20 protein-coding genes are annotated in these 20,990 nt (G+C 64.8%); 2 read left to right on the top strand and 18 right to left on the bottom strand.

Annotated features, from left to right (window positions below; all coding sequences use genetic code 11):
• Nucleotides 1-23: 23 nt before the first annotated feature.
• The 9 genes from NL532_RS04880 to exbB form a co-directional block, all read right to left on the bottom strand.
• Nucleotides 24-968 (bottom strand): acetamidase/formamidase family protein, encoded by a 945-nt coding sequence (locus NL532_RS04880; protein WP_023828711.1) that lies wholly within the window; start codon nucleotides 966-968, stop codon nucleotides 24-26.
• A complete protein-coding gene (locus NL532_RS04875; protein WP_444849001.1) occupies nucleotides 958-2,553 on the bottom strand; it encodes an ABC transporter substrate-binding protein in 1,596 nt (531 codons plus the stop codon). The genes NL532_RS04880 and NL532_RS04875 overlap by 11 nt, the downstream gene beginning before the upstream one ends.
• Before the next feature lie 76 nt (nucleotides 2,554-2,629).
• Complete coding sequence (locus NL532_RS04870; protein ID WP_023828712.1) at nucleotides 2,630-3,550, bottom strand: ABC transporter permease; 921 nt, start codon at nucleotides 3,548-3,550, stop codon at nucleotides 2,630-2,632.
• A gap of 13 nt (nucleotides 3,551-3,563) precedes the next feature.
• Entirely contained in the window at nucleotides 3,564-4,466 is a 903-nt protein-coding gene (locus NL532_RS04865; RefSeq protein ID WP_023828713.1) for an ABC transporter permease, read from the bottom strand.
• Nucleotides 4,444-5,058, bottom strand: coding sequence for an ANTAR domain-containing response regulator (locus NL532_RS04860; RefSeq protein WP_023668589.1), 615 nt, complete (start codon nucleotides 5,056-5,058; stop codon nucleotides 4,444-4,446). The genes NL532_RS04865 and NL532_RS04860 overlap by 23 nt, the downstream gene beginning before the upstream one ends.
• Nucleotides 5,055-6,149, bottom strand: a complete 1,095-nt coding sequence (locus NL532_RS04855) for a transporter substrate-binding protein (RefSeq protein ID WP_023693237.1) — start codon at nucleotides 6,147-6,149, stop codon at nucleotides 5,055-5,057. The genes NL532_RS04860 and NL532_RS04855 overlap by 4 nt, the downstream gene beginning before the upstream one ends.
• Nucleotides 6,150-6,320: 171 nt before the next feature.
• Nucleotides 6,321-7,265 (bottom strand): energy transducer TonB family protein, encoded by a 945-nt coding sequence (locus NL532_RS04850; RefSeq protein ID WP_286487911.1) that lies wholly within the window; start codon nucleotides 7,263-7,265, stop codon nucleotides 6,321-6,323.
• Nucleotides 7,262-7,720, bottom strand: coding sequence for a TonB system transport protein ExbD (gene exbD / locus NL532_RS04845; protein WP_023710186.1), 459 nt, complete (start codon nucleotides 7,718-7,720; stop codon nucleotides 7,262-7,264). Before exbD ends, NL532_RS04850 begins: the two co-directional genes overlap by 4 nt.
• 6 nt (nucleotides 7,721-7,726) lie before the next feature.
• Nucleotides 7,727-8,716, bottom strand: coding sequence for a tonB-system energizer ExbB (exbB, locus tag NL532_RS04840; RefSeq protein ID WP_023687757.1), 990 nt, complete (start codon nucleotides 8,714-8,716; stop codon nucleotides 7,727-7,729).
• A gap of 325 nt (nucleotides 8,717-9,041) precedes the next feature.
• Here exbB and NL532_RS04835 point away from each other — a divergent pair, with 325 nt between their 5' ends.
• The gene (locus tag NL532_RS04835) at nucleotides 9,042-9,710 is read left to right on the top strand and encodes a cysteine hydrolase family protein (RefSeq protein WP_023686098.1); all 669 of its coding nucleotides are present in this window, start codon (nucleotides 9,042-9,044) and stop codon (nucleotides 9,708-9,710) included.
• Between the two features lie 195 nt (nucleotides 9,711-9,905).
• Here the strand turns inward: NL532_RS04835 and NL532_RS04830 are convergent, their stop codons facing one another.
• Nucleotides 9,906-10,865 (bottom strand): LLM class flavin-dependent oxidoreductase, encoded by a 960-nt coding sequence (locus tag NL532_RS04830; RefSeq protein ID WP_023828716.1) that lies wholly within the window; start codon nucleotides 10,863-10,865, stop codon nucleotides 9,906-9,908.
• A 170-nt stretch (nucleotides 10,866-11,035) separates the two neighbouring features.
• Nucleotides 11,036-11,191 (bottom strand): hypothetical protein, encoded by a 156-nt coding sequence (locus NL532_RS04825; protein WP_023670454.1) that lies wholly within the window; start codon nucleotides 11,189-11,191, stop codon nucleotides 11,036-11,038.
• 232 nt (nucleotides 11,192-11,423) lie between these two features.
• Here NL532_RS04825 and NL532_RS04820 point away from each other — a divergent pair, with 232 nt between their 5' ends.
• Nucleotides 11,424-12,191 (top strand): SDR family NAD(P)-dependent oxidoreductase, encoded by a 768-nt coding sequence (locus NL532_RS04820; protein WP_023686096.1) that lies wholly within the window; start codon nucleotides 11,424-11,426, stop codon nucleotides 12,189-12,191.
• A gap of 210 nt (nucleotides 12,192-12,401) precedes the next feature.
• On the opposite strand, the gene NL532_RS04815 is transcribed toward NL532_RS04820, so the two are convergent.
• The 7 genes from NL532_RS04815 to NL532_RS04785 all read right to left on the bottom strand — a co-directional run bounded on the left by NL532_RS04815 (nucleotide 12,402) and on the right by NL532_RS04785 (nucleotide 20,960).
• On the bottom strand, nucleotides 12,402-13,346 hold the full coding sequence (locus NL532_RS04815) for an ABC transporter permease (protein WP_023828717.1): 945 nt from the start codon (nucleotides 13,344-13,346) through the stop codon (nucleotides 12,402-12,404).
• On the bottom strand, nucleotides 13,343-14,398 hold the full coding sequence (locus tag NL532_RS04810; protein ID WP_023683937.1) for an ABC transporter permease: 1,056 nt from the start codon (nucleotides 14,396-14,398) through the stop codon (nucleotides 13,343-13,345). The genes NL532_RS04815 and NL532_RS04810 overlap by 4 nt, the downstream gene beginning before the upstream one ends.
• Before the next feature lie 281 nt (nucleotides 14,399-14,679).
• Nucleotides 14,680-16,191 (bottom strand): ABC transporter ATP-binding protein, encoded by a 1,512-nt coding sequence (locus NL532_RS04805; protein ID WP_023710191.1) that lies wholly within the window; start codon nucleotides 16,189-16,191, stop codon nucleotides 14,680-14,682.
• Nucleotides 16,192-16,365: 174 nt separating this feature from the next.
• Complete coding sequence (locus tag NL532_RS04800; RefSeq protein WP_023694458.1) at nucleotides 16,366-17,391, bottom strand: BMP family protein; 1,026 nt, start codon at nucleotides 17,389-17,391, stop codon at nucleotides 16,366-16,368.
• Nucleotides 17,392-17,519: 128 nt separating this feature from the next.
• On the bottom strand, nucleotides 17,520-18,467 hold the full coding sequence (locus NL532_RS04795) for an ABC transporter permease (RefSeq protein ID WP_023828718.1): 948 nt from the start codon (nucleotides 18,465-18,467) through the stop codon (nucleotides 17,520-17,522).
• Between the two features lie 2 nt (nucleotides 18,468-18,469).
• Complete coding sequence (locus tag NL532_RS04790) at nucleotides 18,470-19,441, bottom strand: ABC transporter permease (protein ID WP_023752675.1); 972 nt, start codon at nucleotides 19,439-19,441, stop codon at nucleotides 18,470-18,472.
• 1 nt (nucleotide 19,442) lies between these two features.
• Nucleotides 19,443-20,960 (bottom strand): sugar ABC transporter ATP-binding protein, encoded by a 1,518-nt coding sequence (locus NL532_RS04785; protein ID WP_023828719.1) that lies wholly within the window; start codon nucleotides 20,958-20,960, stop codon nucleotides 19,443-19,445.
• Between the last annotated feature and the right edge of the window lie 30 nt (nucleotides 20,961-20,990).

Raw genomic sequence — 20,990 nt, 5'->3', positions numbered from 1 at the left:
GGGGGTGCGGCGCCGACGTACCGTCATTCAAACACGCAACGCGGAAAATAGAACGACACCACCCAGTTCGGCATGTCGACGATCTCGCTGATGCGCAGGTCCCCGCACACCGAGGCCAGCATATAGGCCTCGACCGGATCGATCTGATACCGCCCAGCGAGCAGATCGACCATCTGCGCCACCGCCTCCTTGGCGCCGGTCATCAGGTCCGGCCCGATACCCGTCGTCACCTCATAGCCCTTGGCGTCGAGATGGCGCGTCACCGGACCGGCGGTGGTGAAGCGCGGCGTCTTCAGCCTGGCGTCCTTGACAAGGTCGAGCTTGAGCACGACGTCCATCGGGCTCTCGATCGCCGTGCCGCAGACCTCGCCATCGCCTTGTGCGGCGTGCGTATCGCCGACCGAGAACAGCGCGCCGGCCACCTCAACCGGCAGATAGAGCGTCGTGCCGGCAGCGAGATCGCGGATGTCGAGATTGCCGCCGACCCGCCGTGGCGGCACCACCGAGTGAAGCCCCATCTCAGCCGGCGCATTGCCGATGGTGCCGGCGAACGGCTTCAGTGGCACGCGCGCGTTTTTCCCGAACAGCGCCGGTTCGAGCGCGGCTGCATCGTATTTCCAGATGTTCAGCGCCGGTTCCGTGAAGTCGTCGGCGAGCAGGCCGAAACCCGGAATGTTCGCCGTCCAGCCGAAGCCGGACGGTTTGAACATCTCGATCGTCACCTTGAGCGCGTCACCCGGCTCGGCGCCCTCGACGAAGATCGGCCCGGTCACCGGGTTGACCCCGGCGAAGTCGAGCTTGGCGATTTCGGCAACCGTGCTGTCGGCGTTCAGCTGGCCGCCGGCGGCATCGAGGCACTGGAACTCGATGGTCGCGCCGGGCGTCACCCGCTCGGCCGGGATAAAGGAATTGTCCCAGCCGAAATGGTGATGGCGCCCATGGATGGTGTAGTCGCAGCTATTGCACATCTTTTACGTACACATTGTCATAGTTGATCGGGATATGGACCGGGTCGACATAGAGGTTGTCGGCGCCGCCCATTCGGGCGGATTTCATGGTGAAGCGCTGTTCGTTGAAGACCGGCGCCCAGGGCGCGTCTTCCATCACCTTGTCGTAGATGGCGCTCCACATCTTGTCGCGTTCGCCGGCCTTTGCCGGGTCGACCACAGAATCCGCCTCGGCCGCCTTGGCGTCGAGGTCCTTATTGCAGTACCACGACCAGTTCCAGCCGCCCGGCACCGCGCCGGCGCAGCCGAGGATCGGGCCGTAGAAATTCGACGGATCGGGGAAGTCGGCGATCCAGGCCATGCCGCCCGACCAGATCATCGGCGCGCCGGCCTTGTCACCGCCGGCGGCGATGACATTGGCCTGCGCCAGCGACTGGATGCTGGCCTTGATGCCGATGGCCGCCAGGTCCTGCTGGATCGCCTGGGCAATGCGCGGGTTGGGATCGGTGTTCATGGCGAACAGCTGCGTGTCGAAACCATCGGGATGACCGGCCTCGGCCAGCAGCGCCTTGGCCTTGGCTACGTCATAGGGATAACCTTTGTATTCCTTGTCGTAGCCCGGCATCGACGGCGGCAGCGGCTGGTTAGCCGGCACGGCGCGGCCGTTGATGATCTGGATGATGCGCGCCTTGTTGAGCGCCATGTTGACGGCCTGACGCACCTTCACATTGTCGAACGGCGCCATGGTAGTGTTCATGGTGACGTAGCCGGTGTGCAGCTGACCGCCTTCGACGACGCGCGCCTTCTGCTCGGGATCGGCCATCACCTCCTGGAATTTTGCCGGCGGAATGCCGTCGCCGGGCACATCGATCTCGCCCTTCTGCAAGCGCAGCAGCGCCACGATCGGTTCCTGGCCGATCTCGAAGGTGATCTTGTCGAGATGCGGCAGGCCCTTGTGCCAGTAATCCGCATTGCGCTCGAAGACGATGCGTTGGCCGAGTGTCCACTCGGCGAGCTTGAAGGCGCCGGTGCCCACCGGATGCTTGCCGAAATCGGCGCCATATTTCTCGACCTCTTCCTTCGGCACGACATGGGCGAAATTGATGGCCATGACATGCAGGAAGGTGGCGTCGGGCCGGGTCAGCTCGAACTTCACCGTGTAGGGATCGACGACGGTGACGCCGGAAAGGCCTTCGGCCTTGCCGGCAGCGACATCGTCATAGCCCTTGATCGAGCCGAAGAAGCCGGCGCCGGGGCTCTGCGTCTTCGGATTGGTGACGCGGTCGAGCGAATATTTCACGTCGTCGGCCGTCATCTCGCGGCCATTGTGGAATTTCACGCCATGGCGCAGCTTGAAGGTAAAGGTCTGGCCGTCGGGCGAAATCTCGTAGCTTTCTGCCAGATCGGGTTTCAGGTTGGTGGTGCCTGGCTCGTAATCCATCAGCCCATCGAACAGGCTCTTGATCATCGACCAGTTCTGCCAGTCATAGCCGATCGCCGGATCGAGGGTCGCAACATCGTCCTTGTAGGTGATGGTGATGGCGCCGCCTTGCTTGGCGTTGGGATCGACCGTGTCTTCGGCGCGGACGCTTGTCATGCCGAGCATGAGGGCCAAGGCGGATGCCGCGACTGTGGATGCGAGAAACTTTTTCATTGTTGTGTTCCCTTTCTCTGTTTCATTTTCATCTGAGCTTGATGCGGGGATCGATGAACGGCGCGATGATGTCGGCGAGCAGATTGCCGAGCACGATGGCGAAGGCCGACACCAGCGTGACGCCCATGATGATCGGAATGTCGATGCGCTGGATCGCCTGCCACGCCAGCTGACCGATGCCGGGCCAGCCGAACACGCTTTCGACGACGACGATGCCGCCCATGAAGATGCCGATGTCGATGCCGATCATGGCGATGACCGGCAGGATGGCATTCGGCAGTGCGTGGCGGAATATGATGGCGCTGCGCGCCAGGCCCTTGGCCCGCGCCGTGCGGACATAATCCTGGCGCAGGACGTCTATCATCGACGAGCGCATCATGCGCGCATACCAGCCGGCGCCGAGTACGCCCATGGTCAACGACGGCAGCACCAGATGGCGCCATGTGCCGTAGCCGCCGATCGGAAACCAGCTTAGCCGCACGGCAAAGACGTAGAGCAGCAACAAGCCGACGACGAATTGCGGCGCCGAGACGCCGACGAAGGAGGCCACCATCAGGGTCTGGTCGGTGGCGGAGCCGCGCTTGACGGCGGCGATCAGCCCCATGCTTAGACCGATCAGCAACTCGCACAATATGGCGCCCACCATCAAAAGCAGGCTGGCCGGCAGCCGCGAGACGATGAGCTCGGTAACCTCCGAGCGCTGGATGTAGGAGCGGCCGAGATCGCCGCTGATTAGCTTCGTCAGGTAGTGCCAATACTGGACGACGAAAGGCTGGTCCAGGCCGAGCTGCTGGCGGATGTTTTCCACCGTCTGCGGCGTAGCACTGCGGCCGGCGATCTGCCGCACCGGGTCGGCCGGCAAGAGGTAGAGCAGCGCAAAAGTGATCAGCGAGACGCCAACCAGGATGAGCAGCGACTGGATCAGCCGGCGACCGAGATAGGCGATCATGACCGGCCCCCCATTATTCCCGGCCCCTTTGCGTCGGATCGAGGATGTCGCGCAATGCGTCGCCGATCAGGTTGAAGGCCAGCGCCAACGCCAGGATTGCGGCGCCGGGGAAGAACACCAGCCAGGGGGCGGCCTGGAAATAGGTCTGGTTCTCGAAAATGATGTTGCCCCACGACGCGGTCGGCGGCTGCACACCGATGCCGAGGAAGGAAAGCGTCGCCTCGAGCAGAACCGTGGTCGAGATGCCGAGCGTGCCCCAGACGATGATGGTCGGCAGCAGATGCGGCAGGATGTGGCGAAATAGGATGCGCGGCGCACTCGCCCCGATGCTGCGCTCGGCATCGATGAACTCGCGTTCGGCCAGCGACGATGTCTCGGTGTAGATGACACGCGCCGTCTGCACCCAGTTGACCAGCGCGATGACCATGGCGACGATCCACAGGCTGGGCTGAAACACTGCCGCCAGGCAGATGGCGAGCAGCAGCGCCGGGAACGCCATCATCAGATCGGTGAAGCGCATCAGCGCGCTGCCGATCCAGCCGCGGAAATAGCCTGCGGTGACGCCCACCAAAGTGCCGATCAAAAGCGCCACGCCATTGGCGACGATGCCGATGATGAGCGAGGTGCGGGCGCCGTAGAGGATGCGGGTCAAGAGGTCACGTCCGAGCAGGTCGGTGCCGAGCCAGTACTGGGCGCTGGGCGGCAGCGGCGAGCCCTCGATGGTCAGGCCGTCGAACATCTGCTCGTTGGGGTCATAGCCGGTCAGCCGGGGCGCCAGCACAGCGCCGGCAAGGACAATGGCGACGATGATCAGGCCGAGCAGCGCCAGGCGGCGTTTCACCAGCCGGCGCCAGACACCGGCGCGCGGCTTGACCGGCATGCGCACCGGTAGATCAGGCGCGATGGGACTGGTCATCGCCGCCTTCTTCCCCCGTCGCTTCCTCGCTTGTCATTGCCACGATCCGACGCGCGGCATCCTCGACGCTGATCTGCCAGCTCATCGCCAGCGAACGCAGTTGTGCATAGGCGCGCTCGTCGTCGCTGCCTTTCGACAAGGCCGTCACCGCGCGCACGATGGTCTGGCGCTCGGCGACGCGCTGGCGCAGCGACGCTATCTCGCCGGCTAAATGTTTTCGGGCCTCGAAACTCTGTCTCGCGATCAACAGAGCGCTGTAGACGCCGGCATTGCCGACCGGCTTCAGCAGCTGCGCATCGGCCTTGTGCGACAGCGCCCATTCGATACGCCCCGGCGCCTCGGAACCGATCAGCGCCACCAGCGGCATCGGCGCCTCGCCCGGCTTCCACGGGAATTGCTCGTCGAAACCGAGATCGGCATCGAAGAAGACGAAATCGGCGGCGAGAGCTTCCGGCGGCAATTCCGGCCAGCAGTCGATCGTAGCCAGGCCGATGGCCGACAATTGCCTGGTGATGGCCTGCACCGTCGGATGCGGGCGATGCAGGATGAAAGCCCGCGCGCCGCCGAGATTGGGGATGCGCGTCCGCGTCATGACACCACCCTCAGACGCGGACGGCCGAATGTCTTGGCGGGGTCGTAGCGCGACAGATAGGGATCCGGCGCGACCTCATCCTCCTGGCTGACGACCTCGAAGAAGCCATCGGCGATCCGGCCGATGATCACTGGCAGCGTCGCGTGCTGGGAGTGGGCGTCGATGGCGATCGGCCCGAGCCGGGTGGAGAAGCGCCGCTCGGCGAAGGCCTTGGAAAATTCCGCCGGGCCGGCATCAGTGTTGCGCGACAGCACGTCGGCCATCACCTGCACCGAGGCATAGGCGGAGGCCTCGAAGGACGAAGCGAAGGCAGCCGGCCGGGGCGCGAAATAGGGCCCGACCGACAGATGCCCTTTCCCTGTCTCGCCGATCGCCGGCAACTCGCCTTCCGTGAGGTTGCAGGAGATGACGGGGCAGTTTTCCGGCCTGAATGCCGCATCCTCATCGCCCAACTCGCGGTAAGCCGCCAGGAAGGCATACGACGAGGTGCCGATCAGATTGTTGAGGATGAAGCTCGGCCTCGTCGCCCGGATTTCCGCGATCAACCGCGACACGTCGGTCTCGCCGATGCGCAGATAGCGCTCGCCCAGCACTTTGCCGCCGGCATCCGCGATCAGGTCGCGCGCCACGCGGTTCATCTCCCAGCCCCAAATGTAGTTCGAGCCGAGCAGGAAGCCGTTGGCGCCGAAACGCGGCACGACATGCGCCATCAGCGGAACCAGATGCTGGTTGGGGCAGGCGTGCATGTAGACGACATGCTCGTTGGCCTCGAACCCTTCATAGGGGCAGGCATACCAGAGCATGCCGCCGGCCTTCTCCAGCACCGGGATGGTTTCCTTGCGGCTCCACGAGGTGACGCAACCGACGACATGGCGCGCGCTGCTGGTCCTGAAAATGTCCTCGCACAAAGTCGCGTAGCGATCGGCATTACTTTGCGGATCGCGCTCGACCGGAACCAGTTCGATGCCATAGCTCCGATCGGCATTGATGTCGGCGATGGCGCGCGTGGCGCCCATCCGGCACGCATCGGAGACCAACTGGTAGCTGCCCGAGCGGGAATACAGGATGCCGATCTCGATACGCCGTTTCAAACCGATCCTCAGAAATGACAATGCCCCGCAGCCAGCGCCGGAGGGCGAGGCATACGAGGCATATTTGCCGCCCGGCGACCAAGGCCGGTATTTTGCGCTAGCGTATTCGGTCCGGCGGGTCAGTCAAGCGGGAAAGTACGTGGTCATGGGATCGGCCTTGTCCGGCTGCTTCTAGTTCCGCAGCGTGAACATCAAAGGCGCCACGACAGCCGTACCGGCCTTCTCAGGCGGTGGCGCGGGCACCGTCGCACCCTGCAGAATGCCGAGCGCGGCGCGATCGAGATCGGCGTCCCCCGAAGATCGGGTCAGCCGGACGGAGGTCACCTTGCCCGAAGCGCTGACGACGAAGGTCACATTTGCGGTACCCACGGCGCGCCGCGACCTTGCCGCGCTCGGGTAGCGCTTGTGCCGATTGATCCATCCGATCAGCTGGGAGTTCCATTTGCTTGCACTGACTGATGATCCACTCGATTGCGAAGCCTTCGGCGCCGACGCCTTCGCCGCTGCCTTTTGATCGACACTGGCGGTCACGACCGCTTTCGCCGGCGCGGCCTTTTCCTTCTTCTCTTTCTTTGCTTTCGGCTTGGGTTTTTCGGCAGCCTTCTTCGCCTTCTCGATCGGCTTGGTCTCCGCCGGCTTGGTCTGGGGCGGCGGAATGACCACATCCGGCGCTATGGTCGGGACGATGTCGGGCACCACCTCATCCAGCGGCGGCGATTGATCGGGCTGCTCGGCCGCTGCCGTCTCGATCGGAGCGGCGGGTTGAACCGCTTCCGTCTTCTCGGCGACCGGCCCCGGCTGACCGGGCTCGGGCTCCACGACGGGCTTCAGTTCGGCAACCGCCTCCTCGATCTGGTTCGGCGGCTCAGGCGTCACCACGTCGGCCATCGAGTCCTCCTGCACCGCCGGCGCCACCATCATCGGCGACAGCTCGATAGCCACAGCCGGCGGCGGGCCGCCATCGGCCATGTTGGCCAGGCTGAAGCTCTGGACGGCATAGGCGATCGCGACATGCGCGCCGACAATGACAATGGCCGCAGCCGCCCACAAGCCAATTTCGCGCAGGCCGGCGCGTGGCGGGTCGGCCGCGGGTGCGGCGGCGGCCAGTTGCGTCACGGGGCGGCGCCCCGGTGCGCCGCGGATGCGTCCGCCGGCACCGTCTCCAGCCCCACCAGCGCGATCTTCAGATAACCAGCGCCGCGCAGCAGGTTCATCACCTCCATCAGCTCGCCATAACCGACCGCCTTGTCGGCACGCAGGAAGATGCGGGTCTGCTTGTCGCCCTTGGTTCTGCCGTCGAGCACCGCGGCGAAAGCCTGGCGCGGCACGCTGTCATTGCCGATCGCGAGCGTCAGATCGTCCTTCAGGGTCAGGAACAGCGGCGTTTCCGGCCGGGGTGCTGGCGTCGCCGTCGAACCCGGCAGATCGACATTGACGTCGACTGTCGCCAAGGGTGCAGCGACCATGAAGATGATCAGCAGCACCAGGATGACATCGATGAACGGGGTGACATTGATCTCGTGGTTTTCCTCGAGATCGCCATCGATAGCCTCGCGAATTCTAGCCGCCATAGCCCATCACTCCGCCGCCAGCGCGGGCGCCTGCGGCACCGTGCGGAAATCGAGATCGCGGCTGACCAGCCGCTCGACCCCGGCCGAGGCATCGGCAAGGAGCTGCCGGTAGCCGGCTATCGACCGCGCAAAGACGTTGTAGATGACCACCGCGGGAATGGCCGCGACCAGGCCCATCGCCGTGGCGAGCAGCGCCTCGGCGATGCCGGGCGCGACGACCGCGAGGTTGGTGGTCTGCGCCTGCGAGATGCCGATGAAGGCGTTCATGATGCCCCAGACGGTGCCGAACAAGCCCACGAAGGGCGCCGTCGAGCCGATCGTCGCCAGCACGCCGGTGCCGCGCGACATGCGCCGCGCCGCCGCCGCTTCGATGCGCGACAGGCGCGACGTCACGCGTTCCTTCAGCCCGTCGCCGGTGACATGGCCGAGCGCACCGGCCGAAAGGGCAGTCTCTTCCTCGGCCGCCCGCACCAAAAGCGCACCGGGGCCGCCACTGTTGCCAAGCGCGCGCCCGGCCTGGCGCAGCGTGGCGGCATTGCCGATGGCGCGCGCAGCGCGACGGGCGCCGAGCTTGCCGAAGAGAATCTCCAGCGATTTGGCCAGCCACACCGTCCAGGTGACCAGCGAGGCGAAGGCCAACCCGATCATCACCGCCTTGACGATGATGTCGGCGGCCATGAACATGCCCCAGGGCGACAGATCGTGCGGCAGCGTCAGCGATATTGCCGAAGGCTCGGCCTGCGCGGATGCACCGGGCTGGGTTGCCGGCTGTGGCGCGGTCGGCGCCGCCTGCCCGGCAGTTGGCGAAGCCGGCGCGACAGGCGCAGCCGGTGCGGGCCGTTCGACTGCGACCGGGGAAGGCTGGGCCGCCGACCGGGCAGCTGCAGCGGGTTCCGTCGTCACCCTGGGCTGCGTGTTTGGCTGCTCTTGCGCAGCAGCGCTGCCGGCCGACAGCATGACCGCGGCCAGCGCCGCCAACAAACCATTTCTGGACACGCTTCTTCCTCGCTTCGTCATTGCACGTACGATCGGCTGGTCGGTGACGGAATGTCGACCCCGGAAATCCAGCCACTGGTTCTGGCTTCTCTCAAACGCGGCACAGCCGCTGGAAACAATTCAGGCGGCCGAGTGCCCTGCTTGACTATAAAACATGAGTTTACTAGTCAACAAACAAGATGGCTTTTTTGGCCAACGATTATCGGCGCGATGTCTCAGCGGCACATCGTCCTGGCGTCGGTCTACCTGGTGTCGTCGCACTGAGGGATGGACGGCCGCAGGGTTGCTGGGCCACGATACCGGGCAGCAATTGAGGCAGGCTGCGATGATCAAGGCGATACCGTTCGATTTCCCCTATGACGGCCGGCTGGTGCCGGCAAACACCGCGTTGCTGGTCATCGACCTGCAGGAGGATTTCCTCTCGCCGACCGGCTATTTCGCCAGGAAGGGTTATGACCCCGCGCCGCTGCGCGCCATCCTGCCGACAGTCAACCGACTGATATCAGCGGCACGCGCGGCCGGCCTCACCATCATTCACACCAGGCAGGGATATCGCGGCGACATGGCCGACATGACGCCGTACGAGAGATGGCGCCGCAAGCGGGCGGGTCTCGAAGGCACCGACGTGCTGCTGCGCTCCGGCCCCGGCTTTCAGATCGTCGCCGACATCGACGTCGCGCCGCACGACATCATCGTCGACAAGACCTGCAACAGCGCCTTCACCTACACCGACCTGGAACTTGTGCTGCGCGCACGCGGCATCACCCATCTGATCTTTTCCGGCTGCACGACCGATGTCTGCGTGCACACGACGCTGCGCGAGGCCTGCGACCGCAATTTCCAGTGCCTGACCATCGCCGATGCCTGCGCCAGCGGCGACCAATACGCGCATGACGCGGCGCTGCATATGGTGACGGTGGAGGACGGGGTATTTGGTACGCTGACGGAATCTGACGCGGTGTTGGAGGCGCTGGCAGTGCTGAGTGGTGATTAGACGCTGGCGGGACAGCACCCCTCTGCCCTGCCGGGCATCCCCCGCAAGGAGGGCGATCAGACATCACGTCGGCTTTCGCCAATTACCAACGTTGAGAGCCGGCGCTCAAGCTGCCAATCTTCCCCTTTGAGGGGGAGATGTCCGGCAGGACAGAGGGGGGTGCTGTCCCCGCCGGCGTTCCCGATCGCGATCTCGCTACCCAGCTGCGTGAATATCCGACCCGCCCCGCGAGGCAAACGCGCCGGGCTGCGGCACCTCCGCCTCACGGCGTGCCAGCGAATTACGCAAGAGCGCGATCGTCTCGCGGCCGACGCCGGCGATCTCGCGCGGCCTGTCGACGCCAACGATCATGAACTCGCTGATGCCCAGCGCCGCATAGGACAGCAGCGACAGGGCGATCTGCGCCGGTGGTCCGGAAAGTTCGACCGCCTTGTGTCCGACGGTAGAGGCGCCACCCTCCGAGCGGACCCGGACCGGAAGCGCAAAACGCAGCTTGCCGGCGCGGCCATGCTCGGCGGCGGCGCTGCGCGCCCGTTCCATCAGCTGGCGGATCTCGTCGGGCGAACCAGGCGCCAGCTCGAAGACGTCGGCATGGCGGCCGGCGACCTTCAGCGCCGTGCCGGACTGGCCACCCATGCGGATGGTGATATCGACGCCATGCGGCCCCTTGCGCGGCACATAGCCACCCTTGATGCTGTAGAACGCACCTTCATGGTCGAAGGGCCGGTCGTTCGACCACAGCCGCTTCAGCAGCACCAGATATTCGTCGATGCGCTGCCAGACCACGGTGTGGCCGACCGGACGCGTCTCGGCATCGTCGTCATCCAGCGGCTCGCTCAGCATCCTCAGCGCCAGCCGGCCGCCGCTCCTGGCGTCGAGCGCCGCCAGTTGCCGCGCCGCAACCGCAGGCGCGATCACGCCGGCCCAGTGCGTCAGCACCACTTCCAGCGACGAGGTGCGGTCCAGCGCCTGGGCGGCGATGTCCATATTGGTCAACAGCCCGGCCGGGTCGTCGACGACGATGTTCTGGAAGCCGGAATCCTCGATCAGCGACAGCTTTGTCGGCGTCTCGACGAAATCATAGAAGAACGGAACGGCCGAACCGGCGTCGGCGGCATGCGTTTTACCGGGAACATGCGTGAACTCGATCGGCATTGCCATCTCCTCCATCACGTTGGATGTATGTCGCCCAAAAGTGGCCCCGGTTTTTGAGACGACGACATGCGTAAAAACAAGCGGTCAGCGCCAAAGCGCATCCGCATTCGGTTCATCAACTCCGGTCACTCACTGAAAGCGATAGGTCGCCACCCTTCGGCCTGAACGGGTCAGGGAATCAAGCCGAGCACGACTGCCCCGGTGAACACGAACGCAAGGGCAAAGACGAGATAGGCGAAGGCGCCGGCATAGGCCGGGCGGAAAGCCTGGCTATTGGCCAGCCTCTGGCTGGTGCGGTCCGTCTCGGCGTTCTGGATATAGGACATATCGACCTCCGTCTTGCGGATTAATCTATAAAATCAGTAGACTTTGTCGAGTGCTATTTTTTGGCGATATGTAGAACGATTTTCTCAGTATGCCTTATTATTTGGTTTTGGATTGCTGGGGGACCCCTGCTGGCGACAAGCGAGCGACAAGCTTGGCCGACGTCTGCATAGGCGATAGCATCGCCATTCCGGCATAAATGCGGATCATTTCGATCGGGAACGGGAACAGAACATGGGTACAAGACTAGCCGGCAAGATTGCAATCATCTCGGGCGGCGCGACCGGAATGGGCGGAGCGGCCTCGGAATTGTTCGCCGCCGAAGGCGCCAAGGTGGCGATCATCGACCGCAATGGCGAGGCGGCGGCAGCCACTGCGGCGGCGATACGCGCGCGGGGACATATCGCCGAACACTGGGTGGCCGACGTCTCGGACGAGGCGCAGGTCGAGGCCGCAGTGAAGGCGGCGACTGCCAGGCTCGGCCCGGCCACGGTGTTGTTCAACCATGCCGGCACCATCGTGATAAAGCCGTTCCTGGAGACGACAGTGCAGGAATGGGACTGGCTGCATGCGGTCAATGTCCGCTCGATGTTCCTGATGACGCGCGCCGTGTTGCCGGGCATGATCGCTGCCGGTGGCGGTTCGATCGTCTGCACCTCGTCGATCTCGGCTGTGGCGGCCACACCCATGGAGGTGCTCTACGACACCACCAAGGGCGCCTGCCACATGTTCGCGCGCGCCATCGCAGTCGAATTCCGCGACCGCAACATACGCTGCAACGCCGTCTGTCCCGGCTTCATCCGCACGCCGCACGGCCTGCGCGAGGTCGCCGATCTCGGCAAGCTCGGCGTCGACGTGTCGGACGCCGCATTGGCCGCACAGCAGGGCCGCATCGGTGAGCCGGAGGAAGTGGCCAAGGCAGCGCTGTACCTCGCCAGCGATGAGTCCAGCTTCGTCAATGGCACGCATCTGTTTGTCGATAATGGTTTTACGGCGATGTGAGTATCCCAGGCTTGGCGCCCTTCCTCTCCCCCGTCGATCGGGGGAGAGGTGTCGAGCGCAACTCGACGGAGTGGGGGTCGACCCTTGGCGCAAGGAAGATTCATGCGCACCCGTTGGCAACAGTGGCGAGGTGGTTCCCCGCTCCGTCGCTGCTTCGCAGCGCCACCTCTTCCCCCGGAGGGAGAGGAAGGGCGCCAAGTCCTACTCGCCTTACCGCTCTTCTCGTCGAAACGGCTTCAGCAGCGCCGACGGCGCAACCGCGTTGCGTGACATCACGGCCATCGCGACGATGGTGAAAATGAAGGGCAGCATCAAGAACGCCTCATAGGGAATATGCCCGAGGCCGCTCGCCTGCATGCGCAATTGTAGCGCATCGACGAAGGCGAACAGCAGCGCCGCGCCCGCAGAGCGCCACGGGTCCCAGCGGCCGAACACGACCAGCGCGATCGCCACCCAGCCACGGCCCGACACGACACCAAAGGTGAAGGCGTTGAACTGTGCCATGGTGAGGAAGGTGCCCGCAAGCCCCATCAGCGCACCGCCGAGGATGACCGCCTGGAAGCGCGTGGCGATGACGCTGACCCCAGCGGAATCAGCGGCGCGCGGGTTCTCGCCGACCATCCGCACCGACAGCCCCCAAGGCGTGCGGTAGAGCACGAAAGCAGCGAGCGGGATGGCAGTGATTGCCAAGTAGACCAGCGCAAACTGGTTGAAAACCGCTGACCCCAGAACCGGAATATCCGACAGCAGCGGGATCGGCACCGTCTGAAAACCCTTGATGCTGGGCGGCACCGATTGCTGGCCGAAGGTCAGACGGTAGAGGAAATAGGCAAGGCCGGACGAGAACAAAGTAACGCCGATGCCGCAGACATGCTGGCTGAGGCCGAGCGCTACGGTGAACAGCGCATGCAGCGCACTCATCGCCATGCCGGTCAACACCGCGGCCAGCACGCCGAGCCAAAGGCTGCCGCTGAGGCTGGCGGCGGTGAAGCCGGTCATCGCGCAGAGCAGCATGATGCCTTCGATACCGAGATTGAGCACGCCGGCCCGCTCGGAGAACATCTCGCCCAGCGTGGCAAATGCCAGCGGCGTGGCGATGCGGATAATGGCGGCGAGGAAGCCGACCTGAAAGATCTGTTCGAACACCGCGCTCATAAGGCGGCACCGACGCGGCGGATGCGATAGGCCGTGAACAGCAGCGCCACCAGCATGGCGAGCAGCGCCGTGCCCTGGATGACATCGCTGAGGAACGCCGGCACGCCGGTGGCGCGCGACATCGCTTCGGCGCCGGTCATCACGGCGGCCAGGAAGATCGCCGCCGGTACGACGCCGAGCGGATTGAGCCTGGCCAGCATGGCAACGACGATGCCGGAATAGCCATAGCCCGGCGAAATGTCGCTCATCACCTGGAAATGCACGCCGCCGACCTCGCCGACGCCGGCAAGCCCGGCCAGCGCGCCCGACAGCAGCGCCGTCGAGATCAGCACCCGCTCGACATGTATGCCGCCATAGCGGGCGGCTTCCGGGCTTTCGCCGGTGACCCTGATCCGGAAGCCGAGCGTGGTGCGCACGATCAGGAACCAGATCAACGGGGCCGCGATCAACGCGGCGATGACACCCAGATGCAGCCTTGTGCCTTCGAGCAGCACCGGGAAATTCGCCGAATCCTCGATCGGCGGCGAGATCGGATAGCCGCTGAACGAGTCCTTCCACGGCCCCTCGATCAGCGCCATCAGCGCATAGTAGATGACCGAATTGAGCAGCAGCGAACTGACGACGTCGTCCACCTTGAATTTGACCCTGAGCGTCGCGGGCACCAGCGCTACCGCGGCACCGGCAGCAGCGCCCGCCAGCGCCATCGACAGGATCGCCAGCGCGCCCGGCATCGGGATGGCGCCGACGAAGCAGCTGGCCACGGCGCCGGCCAGCAATTGGCCCTCGGCGCCGATGTTCCAGAATTTGGCCCGGAAGGCGACGGCCACAGCCAGCCCGGTGAAGATCATCGGGGCGGCGCGCACCAGCGTTTCGGTGATGGCATAGCTGTCGCCGAACGAGGCCGACAGCATCACGCCATAGGCCTCAAGCACGCCGGCGCCGGCCAGCGCGATGAGGCCGCTGCACAGGACCAGCGCTGCGCCGATGGCCAGCAGCGGCAAAGCGAGATTGAACCAGGCGGGGGTGGAACTGCGGGCTTCGAGGCGGAACATCAGCTATGCCCCTCCGCCGCCCAGACGGTCGCGCCGCCCTTCATCCGCCTGCCGGCACCTTCTCCCCGTATAGACACGGGGAGAAGGGATCTGGGCCCTATGCAACTCCCCTCTTGCAGCTGTGGTGATTGGCGAAACCATGGGTGAGAGCCCCTCTCCCCGTCTCTATACGGGGAGAGGATGCCGGCAGGCAGGTGAGGGGCAGCGCTGACGCTTAAAGTCAGCCAAAAGCGGGCAGTATTATTTGAGGTTTCTGCGAGGAACCGAGTGAGAAAGTCCATCTAGGCTCTGCCCTCCGCCCCGGTCATCAGCAGCCCAAGCCGCGCGATGGTCGCATCGGCGCTGTCCAGCGTGCCGGCGATGCGGCCCTCATACATCACCGCGATGCGGTCGCAGAGCACCAGCAGCTCTTCGAGATCCTCGCCGATGACGATGATCCCACAGCCCTTGGCGCGCATGTCGAGGAATTTTTCGTGGATGAAGCGAGCGGCACCGATGTCGAGGCCGCGCGTCGGCTGCGAGACGATCAGCACCTTCGGGTCGAAAGCCAGTTCGCGCGCCAGCAGCGCCTTCTGCAGATTGCCGCCCGACAGCGCGCCGGCGCGGGTCATCGGCCCGGGGCACCTGATGTCATAGGCCTTGATCTGTTCTTCGGCGAAGGCGCGGATCGCATCTGGCTTGAGCAGGCCCCGGCTGCTGAAAGCCGCAGTACCAATGCGCGGCAACACCATGGAATCGGCGAGCGGCAGATTGGTGACCAGCCCGGTCGTCATACGGTCTTCCGGGATGCGGCCAAGGCCGAGCGCCTGCACCTCGCGCGGCGAGAACCGCGTAACAGGTTTGCCGGCTATCGTCATCGCGCCGGCGTCGGGCGCGCGCGTGCCGGAAATCACCTCGGCCAGCGCCCGCTGGCCATTGCCGGAGACCCCGGCAATGCCGAGGATTTCGCCCGCGCGAACGGCAAGCGATACATCGCGCAGCGGCGTCCCCGAATGCCGTGAGGTGGAAATACCGTCGAGCGTCAGCACCGCCGCGCCTGGGGTCGAAGGTCCTCTTGCCGGCGGCACGATCTCATGGCCGCACATCAGCTGCGCCATTTCTGCCGATGTCGTGTTCGCCGGATCGTCGACACGGCCGGCGACGCGGCCGTGCCGCAATACGGTGCAGCGATGGGTGAGCGCCCGCACCTCGTTCAATTTATGCGAGATGAAGATGATGCCGAGCCCCTGCGCCGCCATCGAGCGCAGCGCCGAAAACAGCCCGTCGACCTCGCCCGGCGCCAACACCGCCGTCGGCTCGTCGAGGATTAACAGCCTGGCGCCGCGAAACAGCGCCTTGACGATTTCGAGCCGCTGCTGCTCGCCGACCGACAGCGCGGAGACAGGCAGGTTGGGGTCCAGCGTCAGCCCATGCTGACGGCTGATGTCGGACAACCGGGCAAGTCCGCCGGCGCGGTCGATGCGGCCGGATTTGCCGGGAATGCCAATCAGAAGGTTTTCCAGGACCGTCAGCCTTGGCGCCAAATGAAAATGCTGGTGCACCATGCCGATGCCGGCGGCCAGCGCATCGGCCGAACTGGTGATCCGCACGGTCTTGCCCTGGATAAGAATTTCGCCGGCATCCGGCGCATAGGCGCCGAACAGCACATTCATCAGCGTCGTCTTGCCGGCGCCGTTTTCGCCCAGCAGGCCGAGGATCTCACCTGGGGCGACGCTTAGATCGACAGCCTCATTCGCCTTGACGGCGCCGAAGCTCTTGGTGATGCCGCGCATTTCGATGAGAGGGGCGGACAAGGATGCTCCTGCGGAGATACCCCTCCCCTCGAGGGGAGGGTGCCTAGCGAAGCGAGGCGGGTGGGGTCACGTCAACTGCCTCAACCCATGACTTAGCAGGATGGAGCACTTCGCGGAGGACCCCACCCGGCCCTGCGGGCCACCCTCCCCTCAAGGGGGAGGGGGTGCGCCGAGCTAATCCGAAACCGGCGTGTTCTCATCCACATCCACCCGGAAATTGCCTTCCAGGATCTCGGCCTTCTTCTTCTCGACCAGATCCTTCACATCCGCCGGCAGCGTCTTGTCGAATTTATGGTAGGGCGCCAGGAACGACCCGCCCTTGGCCATGCGCGAGAAATCGCCATAGTCCTGCGCGGTGAAGACACCGGCCTTGACCAGCTTGATCGCCTGCTCGACCGTCGGATACATGTCCCAGACCGGCCCGGTTATGACCGTGTCGGGGCCGAGGCTCGACTGGTCGGACATATTGGAGATGGCGAGGATCTTCTTGTCCACCGCTGCCTCGATGACGCCGAAGCGCTCCGCATAGATGACATCGACGCCGGCATCGATCTGGGCGACCGCCGCTTCCTTGGCCTTGGGCGGATCGAAGAACGAGCCAATGAAGGCGACCTTCTTCTTGATGTTGGGATTGACCTCCTTGGCGCCGGCAAAGAAGGCGTTGACCAGCCGGTTCACTTCCGGAATGCCCATGGCCGCCACCGCGCCGATCGTGCCCGACTTCGACATCTTGCCGGCGATCATGCCGGAGAGATAGGCCGGCTCGTGGATCCAGTTGTCGAAGACGCCGAAATTGGGCTCGGCCGGGCCGGCGCCCGAGCCGAACAGCCATGCCGTCTTCGGGAACTGCTTTGCCGTGCGGCGCGATTCACGCTCGGCGGCGAAGGCGTCGCCCAGCACCAGCTGGTACCCGCCTTGCGCATATTCGCGCATGACGCGGCTGAAATCGGCGGTCTGCACCTTTTCCGACCATTTGTATTCGATACCGAGTTCCTTCTCGGCCTTCTGCAGGGCGACGTGGATCTGGTTGTCCCACGGCTCCTCGATCGGCGTGGCGAAGATCGCCGCCACCTTCAGCTTCTTGTCCTTGGCGAGGGCTGCACCCGGCAGCATGGCTGCGGCCAGGCCAAGTGCGCCGAGTTCCAGCACGTCGCGCCGCGACAGGCCGGTCGATTGCGATTTGTTTTTCCGGTTTTCCATCTAGTGCCCCTCTGTTTGACAGCCGTGTCGAGCCGACTGTTCCGAAATCAGACGCGGAACTATGGAACGGGTGCGGACTTTTGTCCACATGGTCAAATTTGGCGGGACTGCTGCCGGGCTCACGCCTTTTAGCGCAGCGCTTTCTCGCCGCCGGCTACGGTGATGACGCCGACGATGATCAGCCCGGTCAGCAACAGCCGAACGCCGGCGCTGACGCCGAACGTGTTGAGCATGGTCAGAAGCAGTACCAGGAACAGCGCCGCGCCCCAGACACCGGGAACATTGGCCTTGCCGCCGGCAACCGAGGTGCCGCCGATGACGACGACGGCGATCGAGGCCAGCAGGTACTCGTTGCCGATATCGACATTGGCGCCGCGGAAATAGCCGGCGAGCAGCGCCCCGTCCATGCCGCCGAGCGCGCCCGACAGCGTGTAAGTGAGGAAGCGGGTGCGGCCGACATTGACGCCGGCAAGCCACGCGGCGCGGATGTTCTGGCCGATCGCCAGCACCGAGCGGCCATAGATCATGCGCTGCAAGGCGATGGCCGCACCGATGGTGAACAATACGGTAAGGATCGCCAGCACTGGAATGCCCAGGATTTGCCAGTTGGCAAAATCGGCAAAGCCGGGCGGCGGCTTGATCTGCAGGCCACGCCCATAGCTGATGTCGATCGACTGGATGATGAAGCTGGCCGACAGAGTGGCGATGATCGGCGGGATCCTCAGCGCCCAGATCAGGAGATAGTTGACGGCACCGATGGCAGCGCCGCAGGCGAGCGCGGCGAGCAGCCCGACCACGATCATGGAATCGCTGCCGCCCATGACCTTCATGGCGACGGCACTGGCGAGCCCGATATTGGCCGGCAGCGACAGGTCGACATTGCCTGGCCCGAGCGTGATGACGAACATTTGGCCGACGCCGACGATCACGGTGAACACGGCAAGCGAAAGTGCCGCCGTGATCATGCCGCCGCCGCCATAGCCGCCGGTGAAAGCGATGGTCGCCAGCCAGACGAACATCGCGCCGATGAACGACCAGATCCAGGGTTTGGCGACAAGCGATTTAACCAGCGTCATCGCTACCTCTCCCTGCGGCTGATCAGGACGCGGGCTGCCAGCACGATGATCAGGATGGCGCCGTTGGCCGCGACCTGCCAGTCCGGCGGAATGTGCATGAAGGTGAGCAGAGGCGATGCCGCCAGCGCCAGTGTCAGCGCGCCGAGCACGGCGCCAATCGGCGATACCCGGCCGCCGACGAACTCGCCACCGCCGAGGATGACGCCGGCGATCGCCAGCAGCGTGTAGCCATTGCCGATATTAGCGTCGGCCGAGGTGGTGATGCCGATCAGCGCCATGCCGGACAGAACGCCGAATAGGCCGGTCAGCGCAAACAGCACGATCTTGGTTCGAAGCAGCGACCAGCCAGCGCGCCTGAGCGCCGCCGGATTGCCGCCGGATCCCCGCAGGATGACGCCATAAGAGGTGCGCATCAGCCCAAAATGCACCACCGCTGCGATCGCCAGCGCGGCGATGATAGGGAACGGAATGAAGGGCGGCTTGAAGGCCATCAGCGACAAGAGCCAGTCCGGCGCCTTGCCACCGGGCTTGGGCAGCACCAGAATGGCAAGCCCCTGCCAGACGAAGCTCATGCCCAGCGTTACCACGATCGACGGCAGATTGCGCAGATGGATCAATGCGCCCAGCAGTGCATAGACCCCGATGGCGCCGAGCAGGATGACCACGCCGAGCAGCGGCGCGTCCTTCAGCCAGGTCGCGGTGACGCAGCCGACAAAGCCGACAAAAGTGCCGATCGACAGATCGAGCTCATTGCCGGCGATGACGAACATCTGGGCGATCGTCGCCAGCGCGATCGGGATAGCCAGGTTCAACATCAGGCTGAAGCCGAAATAGCTGATGGCGCGTGGGTTGAGCCAGGCGATGGCGATAACCACCAGCGCCAGCGACAGCGCCGGCAACAGGCTGCGCAACAGGCGCGCGCGGGCGGCACTGCTGCGCGGCGAGGTCGTCGGGCCGGGAGCGATTGCCGTCATCTCAGGCCGCGTCGCCGAATGAGGACTGGATGATCTTTTCCTCGGTCAGCTCGTCGCGCGTGAGATTGGCGACGATGCGGCCGTTCTTGAAGACATGGATGTGGTCGCAATTGTCGAGCTCTTCGGTCTCGGTGGTGTACCAGAGGAAGGTCCGGCCCTTGGCCGCCTCCTCGCGCACGAGATCGTAGACCTCGAGCTTGGTGCCGATGTCCACGCCGCGCATCGGATCGTCCATCAGCACGATCTGCGCATCGGAACCCAGTGCGCGGGCAAACAGCGCCTTCTGCTGGTTGCCGCCGGACAGCGAGAAGATGTTGTTGGTCATATCAGGCGTGCGGATGCCAATCTTCTGCTTCCAGAACTCGGCAAGCTCGGCCTCGCGCTGCGGCGAGATCAGCAGCCCTTTGCGCAGCTGCGCCAGCGAGCGGATGCCGATGTTTTCGGCAATAGACCATTGCGGGAAAATGCCGTCCGATTGGCGGTCTCCGGCCACCAGCGCCACCGGGGCGGTCACCTCGATATCAAGCCTTCTACGCGTCGCGGCGGCAAAGATCGCCAGCAACAGGTCGGTCTGGCCATGGCCGGCAAGCCCGGCAAGCCCGATGATCTCGCCGGCGCGGGCGACAAGCTCCTTGCCGTCCTGCTGCCGCTCGGGCCGCGCCCGCACCCTGAGCGGGCCCGCCGCCGGCCTGGCGGCGATCTCCGCCGCGATCTTCTCGCACGCTTCCGCGCCGCCCATCGTCGTCACCAGCCGGTCGCGGTCGAACGCTTTTGCCACGTCCGTGGCGACCACCTTGCCGTCGCGCATCACCACGATGCGGTCAGCATTCTGCAGCACCTCGCCCAGCACATGCGAGATCAGGATGCAGCTGCCCCCGGTGGCGACGAAACGGCGCACGAAGGCAAGCAGCTGGCCCGCAGTATGCGCGTCCAGCGAAGAGGTCGGCTCGTCGAGGATGACCAGGTCGAGCGGATCGCGCGTCACCGTGAAGGCGCGCGCCACCTCGACCATCTGCCGCCGGCCGATGGAGAGATCGCCGGCAATGTCGTCCGCCGAGATGCCGTGATCCGGAAAGATTTCGTCCAGCTTGGCGGCAATGAGAGCAGCCGCCTTGCGTCGCCAGCCGAAGCCGGTGAGCGCCGGATGGTTGAGGCGCGTATTCTCCGCGATACTGAGGTTAGGGCAGAGCGACAGTTCCTGGAACACGCAGCGTATGCCGAGTTTCAGCGCGCGCGCCACCGAGTAGTCGGTTTCGGCATTGCCACGCACCGCGATCTCACCGCCATCGGGCTGCAGCGTACCGGCCACCATATGCATCAGCGTCGACTTGCCGGCGCCGTTGTGGCCGACCAGCCCGACGCATTCGCCTGATACAACATGGAAGTCGACGCCGTTAAGCGCCCGAACGGCGCCGAAATGTTTTTCGGCGCCGTTCAGCCTGATGATGTCCAAATGGGCGGCGCCGATTTGTTTTTCGGCGCCGCCCAGTCTGATGATGTCCGTATTGGCCTCAGGCATGCTCAACGATATCCGGTCGGTCATGCCGCT

Source organism: Mesorhizobium sp. C120A (assembly GCF_030323105.1).
In the GTDB taxonomy this organism is placed as follows: domain Bacteria; phylum Pseudomonadota; class Alphaproteobacteria; order Rhizobiales; family Rhizobiaceae; genus Mesorhizobium.
The sequence above is the reverse complement of the archived record's forward strand: the minus strand, read 5'-3'. Positions and strand labels throughout refer to the sequence as shown.

Coding starts and splice junctions, on each gene's coding strand:
- NL532_RS04785 (WP_023828719.1), bottom strand. CDS start 20,960: ATGCCTGAGGCCAATACGGACATCATCAGACTGGGCGGCGCCGAAAAA.
- NL532_RS04880 (WP_023828711.1), bottom strand. CDS start 968: ATGTGCAATAGCTGCGACTACACCATCCATGGGCGCCATCACCATTTC.
- NL532_RS04790 (WP_023752675.1), bottom strand. CDS start 19,441: ATGACGGCAATCGCTCCCGGCCCGACGACCTCGCCGCGCAGCAGTGCC.
- NL532_RS04870 (WP_023828712.1), bottom strand. CDS start 3,550: ATGATCGCCTATCTCGGTCGCCGGCTGATCCAGTCGCTGCTCATCCTG.
- NL532_RS04865 (WP_023828713.1), bottom strand. CDS start 4,466: ATGACCAGTCCCATCGCGCCTGATCTACCGGTGCGCATGCCGGTCAAG.
- NL532_RS04820 (WP_023686096.1), top strand. CDS start 11,424: ATGGGTACAAGACTAGCCGGCAAGATTGCAATCATCTCGGGCGGCGCG.
- NL532_RS04825 (WP_023670454.1), bottom strand. CDS start 11,191: ATGTCCTATATCCAGAACGCCGAGACGGACCGCACCAGCCAGAGGCTG.
- NL532_RS04835 (WP_023686098.1), top strand. CDS start 9,042: ATGATCAAGGCGATACCGTTCGATTTCCCCTATGACGGCCGGCTGGTG.
- NL532_RS04795 (WP_023828718.1), bottom strand. CDS start 18,467: ATGACGCTGGTTAAATCGCTTGTCGCCAAACCCTGGATCTGGTCGTTC.
- NL532_RS04860 (WP_023668589.1), bottom strand. CDS start 5,058: ATGACGCGGACGCGCATCCCCAATCTCGGCGGCGCGCGGGCTTTCATC.
- NL532_RS04815 (WP_023828717.1), bottom strand. CDS start 13,346: ATGAGCGCGGTGTTCGAACAGATCTTTCAGGTCGGCTTCCTCGCCGCC.
- NL532_RS04800 (WP_023694458.1), bottom strand. CDS start 17,391: ATGGAAAACCGGAAAAACAAATCGCAATCGACCGGCCTGTCGCGGCGC.
- NL532_RS04810 (WP_023683937.1), bottom strand. CDS start 14,398: ATGTTCCGCCTCGAAGCCCGCAGTTCCACCCCCGCCTGGTTCAATCTC.
- NL532_RS04830 (WP_023828716.1), bottom strand. CDS start 10,865: ATGCCGATCGAGTTCACGCATGTTCCCGGTAAAACGCATGCCGCCGAC.
- NL532_RS04875 (WP_444849001.1), bottom strand. CDS start 2,553: ATGCTCGGCATGACAAGCGTCCGCGCCGAAGACACGGTCGATCCCAAC.
- exbD (WP_023710186.1), bottom strand. CDS start 7,720: ATGGCGGCTAGAATTCGCGAGGCTATCGATGGCGATCTCGAGGAAAAC.